We start from the raw sequence: 14,693 nt of genomic DNA on the forward strand, positions 1-14,693 counted from the left end.
GGCAAACCCCGCTGGCCGCGCTCAACCGGTTTTCGCCCGCCGTCCGCACAGCCGCTCCGTGGCCACGGCCCCCGCCACGGCGAGCAGGACCGGGACGAGCAGGTCGTGCGAGGCGTTGGTGAACTCCATGATCAGCACCACCGCGGTGAGCGGCATGCGTTGTGCCGCAGCGAGGAACGCGGCCGCACCGACCACCGCGAACGAGCCGGGCGAGGCGCCGGGCCACGCCAGCGCCCACAGCCCACCGGCCAGCACACCCAGCAGCGCGCCGTTGGCCAGCGACGGGGTCAGCAGGCCGCCGGCGGCGCCCGATCCCAGGCACAGCACGACGATCAGGGCTCGCAACACCAGGAGCGCGGCGAACAACGCCGGCGCCTGCGTGCTGTCGAAGGCCAGTTGCGCGGGGCCCTTGCCGTTGCCGAGCAACTGCGGGAACGGGATCGACAGCAGGCCGAGGACCAGGAACGCCAGCGGGGCGGTGACAAGCAGGGCGCGGCCCCGCGGTGCGCGCTGGCGTGCCGCCGAGGTGGCGCGCGAGAACCAGTACGCCCCAACGCCCGCGACCGGCCCGATCACCGCGCTCCACACGATCAGCGAGCCGTCCACGGTCAGCCGCGGCAACTCGTACTGGGACTGGTTGGGCAGGCCGATCCAGGACACGACCGTCGCCAGCACGGAGGTCACCACCGCGGGCAGCACGGCCCGCACCGACCACGAACCGAGCAGGACTTCCAGCGTGAACACCGCCCCGCCGAGCGGAACGTCGTAGACCGCGGCCAGACCGGCCCCCGCCCCGCAGGCCACCAGGGTCCGGCACTGCGCTGGGCTCAGCCCGGCCCGGCTGCTGATCCAGCCCGCGATCACCGCGCCGATCTCGCGCGGGGCCACCTCCCGGCCCAGCGGTGAGCCCAGCGCCACCGTGATGATCTGCAACAGCGCGTGGCAGACCGTGGTCAGCACCGGCATGCGCGGGTCCTCGGCGCGCACGGCCGCCGCGATGCCCACCAGGCGGCGGCCGAACCGGTGCAGGGCCCACCAGCCGAACCCGGCGACCAGCCCGCCGCCGGTGACCACCAGCACGCGCCGCGGCCAGGGCGCGGACTCCACCCCGCCGGTGAACGAGTTGTCCACGTAGCCGTACGCGAGGTGCTGCACCAGGTGCAGCAGCAGCGCGAGGGCCATGCCACCGAGACCGGCGCCGACGCCGACCAGCGCGGTGACCACCACGAGCCGCGACAGCCGATCAGCCCGCACCGCACACCTCCGCCGATTACCGCGTGAACGTCAGCCAGACCAGTGCCAGGTTGAGCGCGACCACACCGCCCGCGACCACCGTGGCACAGGTGGTCAGCACCGGCCCGTTGACCTGATCACCCATCACCGCCCGGCGGCCGGTCAGCACGACCAGCGGCACCAGCGCGAACGGGATGCCGCAGGACAGCACGACCTGGCTCAGCGTCAGCGCGCGGTCCGGGTCCACGCCGAAGGCCAGCAGCGCCAGTGCGGGCGCCAGCGTGACGAGCCTGCGGGCCAGCACCGGGACCCTGCGGTGCAGCAGCCCGGCCATGACCACCGATCCGGCGTAGCCGCCGACCGCGGTCGACGCGAGGCCCGAGGCCAGCAGGCCCACCGCGAACAGCCCGGCGACGGTGCCGCCCAGTGCACCGCCCAGCGCCTCGTGCACCCCTTCGATCGAACCGGCGCCCTGGGCGCCGCGCAGCGAAGTGGCCGCCAGCAACAACATCGCCAGGTTCACGCCGCCCGCGATGGTCATGGCCACACCGATGTCGACCCTGGTGGCCCGCAGCACCCGCACCGGGTCGGACCGCCGCCCGAACCGGTCCCCGACCAGCGCGCTGTGCAGGTAGATCACGTGTGGCATGACGGTGGCCCCGAGCACGCCCGCCGCGGCCAGCACGCTGTCGCCGCCCGCGAAGTGCGGCAGCAGCCCGGCTGCCGTGGCGCTCGCCGAGGGCGGGCGGACCACCAGCCCGGCCAGGAAGCCCACCGCGATCACCGCCAGCAGCGCGGTGACCACCCGCTCGAAGGGCCGCTGGCCGGACCGGCTCTGCACCGCAAGCAGTGCCGTGGACACCAGGCCGGTGAGCACGCCGCCCAGGGGCAGCGGCAGTCCGAACAGGATGTGCAGTGCGATCGCCCCGCCGAGCACCTCGGCCAGGTCCGTGATCATCGCGACCAGTTCGGCCTGGGCCCAGAAGGCCAGCCTGGCCGGGCCGCCCAGCCGGTCGCCAAGCAGGGCGGGCAGCGTGCTGCCGGTGACCACACCCAGTTTCGCCGACAGGTACTGCACCAGCCCGGCCATCACGTTGGCCGCGACCACGACCCACACCAGCAGGTAGCCGAACTCGGCCCCGGCCTGGCCGTCGGTGGCCACGTTGCCCGGGTCCACGTAGGCGATCGCCGCCACGAACGCCGGGCCGAGCAGCGCCAGCCCGGCCCTGGCCCGAGCGGCGACCGTCACGCCGTCTTCTTGGTGATGACCACCGGCTTGACCTCCTTCGGGATCGCGGCGAAGGCCGAGACCGGCACCCCGAACGAGGCCGCGAGCACCTCCCGCGGCACGGAGTTGAACGAGGCCACGATGCCGAGGTCGTCATTGGGTTCGGGCGTGCTGGAGTTGAACATGATCAGGACCACCAACTTCTCGGTGGGGCTGGAGTTCTCGAAGTAGTGGAAGAACCCCTCCGGGGCGAAGACCAGGTCGCCGGGGCCCGCCTCGAACGCGTCGTTGTGGTACGAGCCGTCCGGGTGGGTGCCCAGCACCGTCCACTTCGCCGAGCCCGAGATGATGTAGTTCAGCTCCCAGGCGCTCGGGTGCCAGTGCGGCTCGCGAACCCCGCCCACCTCCAGGGTCACGTAGTAGACCGAGCCGTTCTGCCCCTTCAGGATGGGGAAGTTCTCCTCGTTGGCCCCGCGCAGCGAGCCTCCGTTGTAGACACCCGGCTTCGAGGCGTTGAGGTGGAACAGGTGCGGGGACGGGCTCCTGCCCGCCGGGTCCCCGCCCGCCGCCGCTGCCGCCGTGCCCGCGCCGCCCACACCACCGGCCAGCGCCGCCGCACCCACGCCGACCCCGGTGCCCAGCAGCTTGCGGCGGTTCATCTCAGTCATCGCACAGTCCTCACGCAGAGAAGGGAATTGTTGTGGGACAACGGAAGTGGAATCTTCTTCCGTGTTGATCCCATTCTCTGGGCGGGTCCGTTCCCCGGCAAGGCGGCTCACGAGCTGACTGTCATCATGTCCCGTGATGAGTGAAACTCGCTTTACCTGCCATTGGGGACTGAGTGGTGGAGTGCCTCCTGCGCTCGGGGCGCAGGAGGCACGTGCCGGGGTGGTGTGCGGGACCGGTCGCCGTTTCTGTGCACAGTGGAGAATTGGCGACGGGGTCGACGCGGAATCTTTCCCGGAATTGTTTCAAAAATCGGCAGGGTGCTCTCGAACTCAGTTGATCATGCCCCAGGCGGGTTTCAGGCACAGGGCCGCCGAATCCCCCGAAGCGGTGATGGAGGTGCCCTTCTGGGTGGCCGCCGATGCGGGGGCGGCGGTGCACAGGGGCAGGAGCCCGGCGGTCGCTGTCGCCAGGAGCAGGGCAAACCCGTGGAACTTGATCGTGCTCATGGGCCAGATGTTTGCACAACCTAGTTGCTGTGAGTGCGGGCGGGTGCCCGAGTGGGTGTCACTGGCACGAATGTTAGGTGAGCCTATTACGAGCCGGTTGAAACCCGAATTATATTCCCGTTGTACCGGTGCGGCGCTCGTCCTGATGATCTTCCGCAGGTCGGTGCGGATTCCTGGCCCACTGGTCGGAAGCCTGGCGGCGCACGCGGGTCAGCGAGCGGAGGTGGACCAGCAGCGGGTCGTCCTCCGGGGTGCCCCTGCGGGCCAGCATGGCGGTGGCCTCCGCCCACATCCGTTCCGCCAGTTGGACGTCTCCCTGGGCGGCCAGCGCGAGGCCGAGTATCCGCAGGACCTGTGCCTCCCCGGGCACCGACCCCAGACCGCGGGCCAGTGGCAGGGCCTGCTCCGCCTGTGCGGCGGACTGCTCGAACGAGCCGAGGTCGTAGTAGATCTCGGCGGCCACGGTCAGCGCCTCGGCGGTCCGGATCCGGTCCCCGCTCCTCTCGTGGATCTCCAACGCCTGTAGGCAGACCCGCAGGGCGTGGTCGTTCTCACCGTGCTCGTGGTGCAGCTTCGCCAGCTCGGTGAGCGTTGTGCCCTGCCCGCGCAGGTGGCCGACCTCACGCCGGATCTCCAGGGCCCTGGAGTAGTGGACGAGAGCGAGGTCGTCCCTTCCCAGCAGGCGGTAGGAATTGGCGAGCTGATCCAGTGTCGTCGCCTCGATGTACTGGTTCCCGATTGTCCGGAACAGGTGGATGGCCTGTTTGTACAGGTCCACCGCGGTCGTCGCGTTGCGCAGCGCGAGGTGAACGCTGGCGAGGTTGTGCAACACCACCCCGGTCAACTCCCGGTGCTCTCCGCTGAACGCGGTGCCCAGCGCCTCCTGGAGCGTCGCCCGTGCCTCGTCGTGCCGCTCCAGCCGGTACTGGATGACGCCGAGGTTGTTGAGGGTCCCGCATTCCGCCTCGCTCTCGCCCTCCGTCCGCGCCGAGTCGAGAGCGGTGCGATGGCTCACGATCAACTTGTCGTAGTAGCCGAGGCGTTCGAACACCTCGTGGACGTTGGCGGCCAGCCGCCACGCGTGCCCGTGCAAGCCGTGCCGGTGCGCGGACTGGACCGCGGCGGTGAGGTTGGCCGCCTCGGTGGTGCACCAGGCGACCACCTGCTCCTCGCCGTCGAAGGTCATCGCGGGGACCTGTTCGGCCCCGGGCAGGTCGGGAATGGTGGCGCCGCTGGGGTTGAGCAGCCGGTTGCCGGTGGCCATCGACACCACGTACCAGTCGAGCAGCCGCCGCACCGCGGCGCGCCTGTCCTGCTCGGACTCCTCGTGGTGCACCAGGTCCCCGGCGTAGCCGTGCAGCAGGTCGTGCAGCCGGTGGCGCCGACCGGTACCCGGCTGGAGCAGGTTCATCTTCGCCAGCGAGCGCAGGATCGCCGCGATCTCCCCCTGCCCCTGGTCGAGCAGGGCACCGGCCGCCTCCGGGCTGAAGTCCGTGCCGGGGTGCAGCCCCAGCAGCCGGAACGCCCGCGCCGTGCCGGGCGGCAGTGCCTGGTAGGACCAGGAGAAGGCCACCGACAGGGTCGCCGTGTCGTCGTCGCTGTCCTCCTGGGTGCCCAGCACCCCCAGGCCCTCGTGCACCTGCAACTCGTTGGTCAGCTCGGCCAGCGTCGTGTGCGGTCGGTCGGCGATCTGCTGGGTCACGATGCGCAGCCCGAGCGGCAGACCCGCGGTCAGCTCCGCCACGGTCCGCAGTGCCGCCTCGTCCTGCCCCGCCCGCTCCTCACCCAGTTCGGCCACCAGCAGCGCGACCGACTCGTTCCTGGTCAGGGTCGGCACGTCGAGCACCTGGACCTGGTCGTGGATGCTCAGCCCGCGCAGCCGCGTCCGGCTGGTGATCAGGCCGAAGCAGTTCGGGGTCGCGGCGAGCAGCGGGCGCACCTGGGTGCTGTCGCGGGCGTTGTCCAGGAAGATCAGCATGCGCTTGCCGCTCAGTGCGTTGTTGAGCCGCACCTGCCGCTCGGCGCGGGTCTTGGGCATCTCACTCTGTGGAACTCCCAGTGATGCCAACAGGATCGCCAGTGCGTCGTCGGCGGCCATCGGCTCGGCCGGACCGTAGCCGCGCAGGTCGATGAACAACTGGCCGTCCGGGAACCGGTCCTGCCGCAGGTTGGCCCAGTACGCGGCGAGCGCGCTCTTGCCCACGCCCGGCATGCCGTGCAGGGCGACCACCGGCCGGTACCCCGCCTCCTGCGGGGCGTCCAGCATGGTGTCCAACCGCGCCAGCATCTTGCGGCGCCCGGTGAAGTGCGCCACCGGGCGGGGGACCTGGCGCGGCACCGGTGAGTTCCCCGCGGCGCCGGATCCGGGGTGCGCCGGGGCGCCCGCCTCGGGCTGGTCCTGCTCGCGCAGCAGGGCCAGGTACAGCTCGCGCAGCTGCTCACCGGGTGCCGCGCCGTACTCCTGGGCCAGCCTGCGCTGGAACTGGTGGTAGAAACCGGTCGCCTCCGGGCTGCGCCCCAGCCCGCGCAACGCCCGCATCCACTGCAACGCCAGGATCTGGTCGTGCTCGTAGGTGCGGGTGAGTGGTTGCAGCGTGCGCAGTGCGGCCGTGTGGTCGCCCAACGAGAGTTGGCAGTCCACGAGCGTGTAGCAGGCGGGCAGCCGGTCGAAGGCCTCGATCTGCTCCCGGCACTGGTCGGCCCACGGGCCGCGCAACTGGTCCAGCGGTCGCCCGTGCCACAGGCCGAAGCCCTCCTCCAACTGCGCCCGCGCCCCCGCGTGGTCCTGCCCGGCCGCCGCGATTCGCGCATTCGCCGCCAACGAACGGAAACGGTGGTAGTCCACCAGCAGCGGGTCCAGTTCGAGCCGGTAGGAGGTCCCCGTGTGCGCAATGCCGCCCGGCACCCCGGCGCGCGACAACACCTGGCGGAGTCGGCTGATCAACGCCTGGAGGTTCCCCCGCACCTGGTCGAACGACTTGTCCGGCCACAATTCACCGACAAGCATGTCAATCCCGACCGGCTGACCTGCCTCGAACAGCAGCACGGTGAGCGCCGCGCGTTGCTTGGCCGTGCCGAGGTTGACCAGTTCGGAGCCAACCCGCAGTTGCGTCGGGCCGAGGATCATGAAATCCACCAGCGTTCCCCTCGCTGGTCCTGACGTGCTCTGGCACCCCAGTGTGGACCGGCGGCCCCGGCCGCACAGCGGTTTCCGGCGGAATGCTCCCGATCGGACCAACGGCGCCGAGATGTGCAAGCGAATCGCAAGTGCTTGCGCAAGCACGCCTGTGAGCCTCGGGTCGATGTCTTTCGGGGAGGACAGGGGGAACGATGTCAACAGCGGAGTGGTTGCACGTACCAGTCGGTCTCGACGCGGAAAGGTGGGTGACACGCGCCGGCTGCCACAAGGTGCTCGCCGTGGTGCACACGGTCACCAGCGGGCAGCGCCTGCTCGAAGCGGTGGAACTGGTGGAGCAGGACCCGCGCGTCCAGGTCGTGTTCACCAAGGCGCCCGACGTCTTCGGCAACGGGGTCGAGGACTTCCTGCGCGCCACCGAGGGGATCACCCTGCCCTGGCAGCAGGCGGTCCGGGAGGAGTTCGACCTCGCCATCGCGGCGTCCTGTGGTGCGCTGCACGAACTGCACGCCCCGTTGCTGCTGATGCCGCACGGTGCCGGTTACGGCAAGGCGTACCCGACGGGCATTGTGTACGGACTGGACGCACAACGCCTGCTGCACAACGGCAGGGTGCTGCCACGGTCCCTCGTGCTGTCCCACCGCGACCAGCTCGGGGTCCTGCGCGGACAGTGCCCGCAGGCGGCCGAAGTGGCTGTCGTGGCGGGCGATCCCTGCTACGACAGGCTGGTGGCCAGCGAGCACCTGCGCGAGGTCTACCGGGAGGCGCTCGGGGTGCGGAGCGGGCAGAAGCTCGTGCTCGCCACGTCCACCTGGGGGAGCACGTCCCTGTTCGGGCGGGACCTGCTCCCGCACCTGCTCGACGCGCTCCCCGGTGCCGACCACCGCATCGCCGCCCTCGTGCACCCCGCCGTCTGGTTCGGCCACGGTCCGCGCCAGATCAGGGCGTGGCTGGCGGACTGCCTGGACGCGGGCCTGCTGCTCATCGGACCGGAGGCCGACTGGCGCGCGGCCGTCATCGCCGCCGACCACGTGATCGGCGATCATGGTTCGGTGACCACCTATGCGGCGGCGACCGGCCGCGCCGTCCTGCTCGTGGGTGATGCCGGGCAGACAGCGCCGAACTCGGCCCAGGCCGTGCTCGCGCGACGCGGGCAGCACCTCGACCTGGCGCGGCCGCTCGCCGGACAGCTCGCCGCGGCGCGGGAACAGACCCCGGCTGTGCGGCGGGCCGTCAGCCGCGCCCTGACCTCGAAACCAGGTCGGTCGGCGGCCCTGCTCCGGCAGGAGATCTACCGGCTGCTCGAGATCACCGAGCCCGGCCGCCACCGAGCCACACCCACTGTCGGGATCCCACACCGGATCGCGCGGTGACGGCCCCGCCGGACTGCCTGGCCACGTGGGTGCGCGATCCCCACGGCCAGGCCGAGTGCGCACTGGCCGACGTGCTGTTGTGCCGGGCCCACTCCGATCGCGAGGCGACAGTGCTGTGCGACCTGGTGTGTGCGCGGTACCCGGCGGCCGACCTCGTGCTCGTCGGCGTACCGGACCGCCAGATCACCGTGGGCACGCGCGGTGGTCGGCGATTCGTGCTGCGGCCCGCGGGGACCAGTGGCCGCTGCCTGTCCTGGGCGCAGGCCATGTGGTCCGCCGGGATGTCCCTGCACGCCTGGTGGACCGCGAGGTTGGACCTGGTGCGGCTGGGTACCGAGCAGATTCCCGTCTGGTGTCCGGGGCACGCCGCGGACCGGGCGCCCACGGCCTCATGTGGCGGCTTGGCCCTCAGCCCGGTCCAGCAGGGCCAACCGGGCGCGGGCGGCATCCTGCTGCGGTGAGTGGATCGAGCTGAGCAGGTCCAGGGCGTGGCGCAGGTGGTGTGCCGCCGTGGCGTGATCTCCGCGCTGGCGCGCCACCTCGGCCAGGACCTCGTGCGCCTCCGCCTGTCCGTGCACCGAATCGAGTTCGCGCATCGCGGCCAGCGCGCTGCGCGCCGTGTTCTCGGCCAGTTCCGCCTCGCCCACCGACAGGCAGGCCCGCCCGCGCACGATGGCCGCCCGCGCCTGGTTGTACCGGTCCGGCGGGGTCAGCGCACCGAGCAGGTCGCCCGCTTCGGCGAGCAGCGGCAGGGCCTGCCCGGTGCGGTCGGTGCGACAGAGCGCGGCGCCGAGGTTGATCAGGACCAGGCCCAGGCTGCGCTGCGCGCCGAGTTCGCGGTTGCGTGCGGCCAGTTCGCGGAACAACTCGATCGCCGAGGCGAGGTCGCCGCGATCCCGGTACAGCAGGGCCATTCCCTCGCGGGCGTCAGCGACCCCGCGCTCGTCGCCGATCTCGCCCGCGAGCGCGGCGGCCGCCCGGAAGTGGTCCTCGGCCTCGTCGTACCGGCCGAGCACCGTGCACACCCGGCCCAACCGCTTGAGCATGTCGGCCTCGGCGAACGCGTTGCCCCACGCGCGGGCCGCGTCCACCCCGCGCTGGTCGACCTCTGCCCTGTCCGAGTAGTGCTTGTGGTGCAGGAACAGCGGCCAGAGCACGTCGCAGAGCTGCCACGCCAGCTCGGCCCACTGCCTCACCAGTGCCGAACGACTCGCGGCCACCAGGTTGACCCGTTCGAGTTCCAGCCAGGTCAACGCGGCCTCCCGGTCGGCGAACCCGGACACCTCCGCCGTGTGCGCCCGCGGCGCGTACGCAAGTCGCCTGCGGTGCGGGGTGACGGCCAGGTCCGCCTCCCTGGCCTTCGCCAGGTACCACTCCAGCACCGCGCGCAGCGCCCCGTCCCGCTCCTCGTCCCCGTCCTGCCCGGCCTGTTGCCTGGCGTACAGCTGGAGCAGGTCGTGGAACCGGTAGCGGTCCTCGCCGATCTCCTCGATCAGGTTGCCCTCGACCAACTCCTCCAGGACCGGATCCGCCTCGGCGTCCAACGCCCCGACGACCTCGGCCCCGAACGTCCTGCCCGGGTGCAGGGCCAGCTGGCGGTACAACCGCGCCGTCCTGGCGGGAAGCGCGCGGTAGGACAGGTCCAGGGTCGTGGTCACCGACAACTCCGCGGAACGCGACAGGTTCGACACGCGCGAGTGCTCGTCGGTGAGCTCCTCGACGGCCCTGCGCACCGACCAGCGCGGGTGCGCGGCCAGCCGTGCCGCGGCCACGCACATCGCGATGGGCAGTCCACCGCACAACTGGACCAGCCGCTGGGCCTGCTCGGGTTGTGCCGTGACCCGCTGCTCGCCGATCGTGCTGGTGAGCAGCCGCAGCGCCCCCGTCGGTTCCAGCGGTCCCAGGTCCAGCAGGCTCGCCCCGTCGACGACCATGCTGGCCAACCGGTTCCGGCTGGTGACCAGCGCCAGGCTGGTGGGGGAGCTGGGCAGCAGCAGGCGGACCTGCGCCGCCGAGAGCGCGTTGTCCAGGAGCACGAGCAGGGACCGGTCCGCGGTGCGCGACCGGTACAGCGCGGCCAGTTCCGGCAGCTCCACCGGCACCTCACCCGGCGGCACGCCCAGCGCCCGCAGGAACATGCCCAGCGCCTGGGTCGGCAGTACCGGCCGGTCCACCCCGAACCCGGCCAGATCCACGTGGAGCTGCCCGTCCGGGAACTCCTCCCGCACCTGGTGCGCCCAGTGCAGCGCCAGCGCCGTCTTGCCGATCCCGCCCGGTCCGTTGAGCACGACCGTGCACCGGGAACCCGTCCGTGCCGAGCTGGCCCGAGCCGCGTTCAACGCCCTGATCTCCGCTTGGCGCCCCGTGAAGCGCGGCGAAGGCGCGAGCAGTTGCCGGGGAACGGGCACCTGCGGGTGTGCTCGCGGGCTGTGCACGTGTACGTCGCCGTGCACGACACCGGCCTGGACCACGGCGCCGACGCCTTCGCCGCTGAAGCTGTTGTGCGCCGCTGTCGGCTCACCCCCCAGCCCCGTCATGGCACCCCCGCAGCCACGCCTGTCACCTCTGGCACTTCGCCTGGACCGTACGTGCCGGGACATTCGGCGTGGCCCGCAACAGCGCGGAACCACTCGTTTCGTGCAATGGGCCGGGAGCGGGTAGCAATCGGGGCTGACCTGTGATTCCGCTGGTCAGCCCCGATGTCACCCGGTGAAAGGTGGTGCCCCCGGCAAGATTCGAACTTGCGACACACGGTTTAGGAATGTCCATATCTGGCCATTCACTGCTGTCTACCTGGGTGTTTGTGGGCAGTGAGACTCGCACCATGGCAGCTATGGTCACGGTTGTCTCACAGTTCGCACCACGATCGGCACCACGCCGCCGACCGCTCTGATGCTTGATCAACTCTACCCAGCAGGGCACAGGAGTTGATCAATCCTCAGCTTCACCCAGCCGTTGAATGTCGCCTGCCGTACATCAACGCTACGGTCGAGGTCACACGTTGATCGGGAGGCAACTATGACTGACGCGGCAGATCTTGGTGTTGAGCGGACCCTGGTCCTGTTGAAGCCAGACGCCGTTGCGCGTGGCCTCGCAGGGCGCATTATCACCCGCTTCGAAGACGCCGCTCTGAAGATCGTTGGCGTGAAGATGAAACACATGGATAGTGACTTCACGCGCAAGCACTACTTCGACCTCGAAGAGCGTGCAGGCTCGGTCATTTACAACACCACAGCGAACTTCATGCAGAGCGGCCCAGTAATCGCGTTGGCCCTGCAAGGTGTCGATGCTGTCGCGAAAGTGCGGAAGATCATCGGTGCCACCTTCCCGGATCAGGCTGCGCCTGGCACCGTCCGTGGCGATTTTGCCCACCAGACCAAGCCGTCGTCTGAAGTGAGCGGTAAGGCGATTATGAACCTGGTCCACGCCTCCGGGAACTCTGAGGAAGCCAAGTATGAAGTCGAACTGTGGTTCGGTGCTGACGAGCAGTTCGAGTACGAGACCATCGTCGAGAAGTTTGCCTACTGAGCATGCGGAGCGGAACCATGCCCGGCGAGACGAGCAACAAGGAATCTCTCGAAGAGTTGCAAGTCACGTTCAATTGCGAATTGGACTCTAATAAGAGGATCGCTGCGGAGATAGCATACGCGCTTGCGCTTCGCTATCGAAACGAGGATGTCGACGGAGTTCGAAATTTTGACATCGCCAAAATTTGGGCGACGCGTGCTGTCGAACTCCTCGACTCGCTACCGTCTGAAACCATTGATCAGGTTTCCAGTACGCGCGCTTCCGTTGGAGGTGTTGCATTGCCTGAACTGCTGCATTCGAACGTAGTCCGGCTGCGACTAAATGACATTCTCGCCTAGGTTCTTATGGCTGGCTGCGCCTCTGGCGAGAATTCGAGTGCTGGTAATGTTAGTGTTTCGCGTAGCGGGATGCCTGCCATAGGAAGTACATGTCCGAGAGTTCGACGGCCTGCTTGTCTTCGAAGTATTTATAGATTTGCGGAAGCGGGGTTGCGGAAGCAGCTATACCTGCGGCGACGAGCAAGGGCATAGAAGTGATCGCGCCAAAGGTTGTGATTGCTCCGCCTATTGTTACGCCAGAGGCAATCTTTCGCAGCACCGATCGTGATTTTGCTTTGTCTTGCCTTGCGATATCGGCGAGTGCTGGCTCGATGTACTCGCTGCGAACAGATTGGGCTATCTCTGCTGGTGCCGCAGATCCCGACTTTTCGATACATTCCTTGATTGCGACAATCAAACTTGCGCGGAATCGGGTAAAGTTGTCACTTTGCTCTTCGCGTAGTCGTATCAAGTCTTTAGCTCCCAATCCACTGAAGAAGGGGAGATTCAGTAGGAGTGCTACTTCTTGAAGCTTACTGTCGTTTGATTTGTCGAACTGGCTTTGCAGGCTCGCGGGACCAATTGTGACTAGTGGGGCGCCGAGCGTCCTTGCTGTCGCGAGGTCTGAAACTGCTGCAGACGAAACTAGCCAAAGGATCGCCTCCACAGCCACATATCGTGGAGGGGCAGACTTTGCGCGCAAGCTTACCATTGGCGGTGTGGAAAAGCCCGCAAAGATGGGGTGATTAATAGTGTAGACCCAGACTTCCTTGCTGGCTTGTTTGATCTCGACTGAACCTTCGCGTGCGATTCGTCGAGCCAGTTCTTTGGTTACATTGCGTTCGGCAAAGTCGTCAAGTCCTATTTCTTTTGCGTGAATCGTAAAGTGATCTTGACAGAATCCGGTCGGCTTTCGCACGAAGTATGTATAGTTTAGTAGGCCTATGGCGCGTGCATGTAGAAGCGTGTCGATGTGCGACATCAATTTCATTGCAAATCGGAGCGAAGATTCCTCGCTGTCAAGTTCCTCTATGGCCTTTCGGCACTCGAAAGCTGATGGCCCCTCCATTATTGTGTAGTCAAAGAAGTGAAGTATCTGTGCTAGTTCATTGTCGATTATCTTTGAGCGACAATCGAAACCTGGACATCCGGTTTGGGCACCGATGTCGAATCCTTGGCCGCCGATAATCGCGTTTTTATTAGGCATTGTATAGCGAACTGCAGTCTTCTCGTTGCAGGCGAGTTCGTATAGCCTTGCCAAAGGGCCGGGTAGGGCGATTCTTTCAATCGCTGTTTGGCCACTCTGTATATCAAACTCGTCTATCCAATCTAGAAGCCAATGGTGGCCGAGTTGGATTTCCTTGGCGGGAGCGAAGTGGCCTTGAGTTGTCGATCTCACTAGGGCTTCACATGTCGGCTCGATCGCCTTTTCTGTCAATATTACTCACCCTTTACTTGGACTGTTTGAATCCGGAGGCACTTGATGGAAAGTTGTTGCGATCGTTATTTCAGGTTTGATTTCAAGTATTGTTGAACGGTATCAAAGAAGCCGTATGGGACGTATTCGGCGAGCTGTGCCCGAGTTGCCCAAGCGAATTCTATGAGCTCCTCGTCATCGACTACGCTTGCATTACCTTCAACAACGTTGCAGGCGACGTAAATCATTGTGCGCCCGGTGTTGGGGTGAACTCGTTCGCCGATAACCTTTGATGCAGATACCGTTAGGCCGGTCTCCTCGTGAGCTTCGCGCACAGCTGCCGCAGAAGCCGATTCAGCCTGCTTGATCTCAACTTCGCCGGCTGGGAACTGCCACGACAAGCTGCCTTCCTTGACGCGGCGCTTGACGAGCAACACCTTCCCGTCATGCACGATGACCGCGGCCGCAATGGGGGGCCGCTCGCTGGCGGGAGTCGGCTCACTCATGTGGTACCTCCAACGCTTCCAATATCGGCGGGAAAATCCGTTCGACTGGTATGAAACGGGTCAGTCTGTCCGTCGCTGCCCACGTGACGCTGACGTTCTCCACAACATCCATGTTCAGTGCCTCTCCGGCGAGGTACTCGCAGAGAAGGTAGTCACAATACACCTTGGTGACAGGGTGCAGCCTACTACCTAGGCTGCGGATCACGCTGCAATGAACCCCGGTTTCAGCGAATGTCTCCCGCACGGCGGTCATCTCGGGCGCAACGCCTGGCTTCACTACGCCCGCTGGAAACTGCCAGGATATGCCTCGCATATCTTCGCCTCGGCGCTGCACGATCAGTACGGTGGACCCGTTGACCACAACGGCAATGGCCACTTTCAGTGCGTGTGCACTCCGAGCCTCGGCGGGCTGGGAAAGTGGAGTGAGGTTCTTCGTGTCGATCAGCTGAAAGAACCGCGCTCTAGTGCTGTCGGGTGCTTGTTCAAGAACGATATCCAGCAGTTGCTGAGTCTCTGGGCGTGGCACCAAGTCAGGTTTCTCATGCCACCCGGCGACGGTGCGGACGGCAACATCGAGTTTCCGTGAGAAGGACTCGTTGCTGAGACGTAGTGCCGCTTGAAGCGCGCAAGCGGTCCGGCCGGTCCAGTCGTGGACTACGTCCATCGCATGTGCCCGTCGAAAGTGGGATATGCACTGTGAGTGCATTGGTGGCGCACTACCGCTGCACTGTCAATGCATCGCTGGCGCAGCTGATTCGTCGTTGACTGTTTGTCATGAAC

Annotated in this window: 13 protein-coding genes; 4 read left to right on the forward strand and 9 right to left on the reverse strand. The window is 67.1% G+C overall.

Annotated features, from left to right (window positions below; genetic code table 11):
• Window positions 1-21: 21 nt before the first annotated feature.
• The 5 genes from KALB_RS03430 to KALB_RS03445 form a co-directional block, all read right to left on the reverse strand.
• A complete protein-coding gene (locus KALB_RS03430) occupies window positions 22-1,254 on the reverse strand; it encodes a chloride channel protein (protein ID WP_025354327.1) in 1,233 nt (410 codons plus the stop codon).
• 16 nt (window positions 1,255-1,270) lie between these two features.
• Window positions 1,271-2,482: an Nramp family divalent metal transporter gene (locus KALB_RS03435; RefSeq protein WP_025354328.1), complete on the reverse strand. Its 1,212-nt coding sequence runs from the start codon at window positions 2,480-2,482 to the stop codon at window positions 1,271-1,273.
• Window positions 2,479-3,129, reverse strand: a complete 651-nt coding sequence (locus KALB_RS03440; protein ID WP_025354329.1) for a cupin domain-containing protein — start codon at window positions 3,127-3,129, stop codon at window positions 2,479-2,481. Before KALB_RS03440 ends, KALB_RS03435 begins: the two co-directional genes overlap by 4 nt.
• 330 nt (window positions 3,130-3,459) lie before the next feature.
• Entirely contained in the window at window positions 3,460-3,636 is a 177-nt protein-coding gene (locus KALB_RS47435) for a hypothetical protein (protein WP_158510705.1), read from the reverse strand.
• Between the two features lie 109 nt (window positions 3,637-3,745).
• Window positions 3,746-6,763, reverse strand: a complete 3,018-nt coding sequence (locus KALB_RS03445) for an AfsR/SARP family transcriptional regulator (protein ID WP_025354330.1) — start codon at window positions 6,761-6,763, stop codon at window positions 3,746-3,748.
• 257 nt (window positions 6,764-7,020) lie between these two features.
• On the opposite strand from KALB_RS03445, the gene KALB_RS03450 reads away from it, so the two are divergent.
• Both KALB_RS03450 and KALB_RS03455 read left to right on the forward strand, forming a co-directional pair.
• Window positions 7,021-8,145, forward strand: coding sequence for a hypothetical protein (locus tag KALB_RS03450; protein WP_051913301.1), 1,125 nt, complete (start codon window positions 7,021-7,023; stop codon window positions 8,143-8,145).
• A complete protein-coding gene (locus tag KALB_RS03455) occupies window positions 8,142-8,606 on the forward strand; it encodes a hypothetical protein (protein ID WP_025354332.1) in 465 nt (154 codons plus the stop codon). Before KALB_RS03450 ends, KALB_RS03455 begins: the two co-directional genes overlap by 4 nt.
• Here KALB_RS03455 and KALB_RS03460 read toward each other — a convergent pair.
• Window positions 8,535-10,682 (reverse strand): ATP-binding protein, encoded by a 2,148-nt coding sequence (locus KALB_RS03460; RefSeq protein ID WP_025354333.1) that lies wholly within the window; start codon window positions 10,680-10,682, stop codon window positions 8,535-8,537. The genes KALB_RS03455 and KALB_RS03460 overlap by 72 nt on opposite strands.
• Window positions 10,683-11,163: 481 nt before the next feature.
• Between KALB_RS03460 and KALB_RS03465 the strand changes: the two genes are divergently transcribed.
• Together KALB_RS03465 and KALB_RS46270 are read left to right on the forward strand one after the other, a co-directional pair.
• Entirely contained in the window at window positions 11,164-11,673 is a 510-nt protein-coding gene (locus KALB_RS03465) for a nucleoside-diphosphate kinase (RefSeq protein ID WP_025354334.1), read from the forward strand.
• A gap of 17 nt (window positions 11,674-11,690) precedes the next feature.
• Window positions 11,691-12,011: a hypothetical protein gene (locus KALB_RS46270; RefSeq protein WP_148309332.1), complete on the forward strand. Its 321-nt coding sequence runs from the start codon at window positions 11,691-11,693 to the stop codon at window positions 12,009-12,011.
• A gap of 49 nt (window positions 12,012-12,060) precedes the next feature.
• Here KALB_RS46270 and KALB_RS46275 read toward each other — a convergent pair whose 3' ends face one another.
• From KALB_RS46275 to KALB_RS45025, 3 genes are all read right to left on the reverse strand, one after another.
• Window positions 12,061-13,428 (reverse strand): hypothetical protein, encoded by a 1,368-nt coding sequence (locus tag KALB_RS46275; RefSeq protein ID WP_148309333.1) that lies wholly within the window; start codon window positions 13,426-13,428, stop codon window positions 12,061-12,063.
• A gap of 65 nt (window positions 13,429-13,493) precedes the next feature.
• Window positions 13,494-13,913, reverse strand: coding sequence for an NUDIX hydrolase (locus tag KALB_RS45020; protein WP_081789174.1), 420 nt, complete (start codon window positions 13,911-13,913; stop codon window positions 13,494-13,496).
• Complete coding sequence (locus KALB_RS45025) at window positions 13,906-14,577, reverse strand: NUDIX hydrolase (protein WP_081789175.1); 672 nt, start codon at window positions 14,575-14,577, stop codon at window positions 13,906-13,908. The genes KALB_RS45020 and KALB_RS45025 overlap by 8 nt, the downstream gene beginning before the upstream one ends.
• Window positions 14,578-14,693: the final 116 nt, after the last annotated feature.

The sequence above is a fragment of the Kutzneria viridogrisea DSM 43870 genome, from assembly GCF_000525635.1.
GTDB classification, from domain to species: domain Bacteria; phylum Actinomycetota; class Actinomycetes; order Mycobacteriales; family Pseudonocardiaceae; genus Kutzneria; species Kutzneria viridogrisea.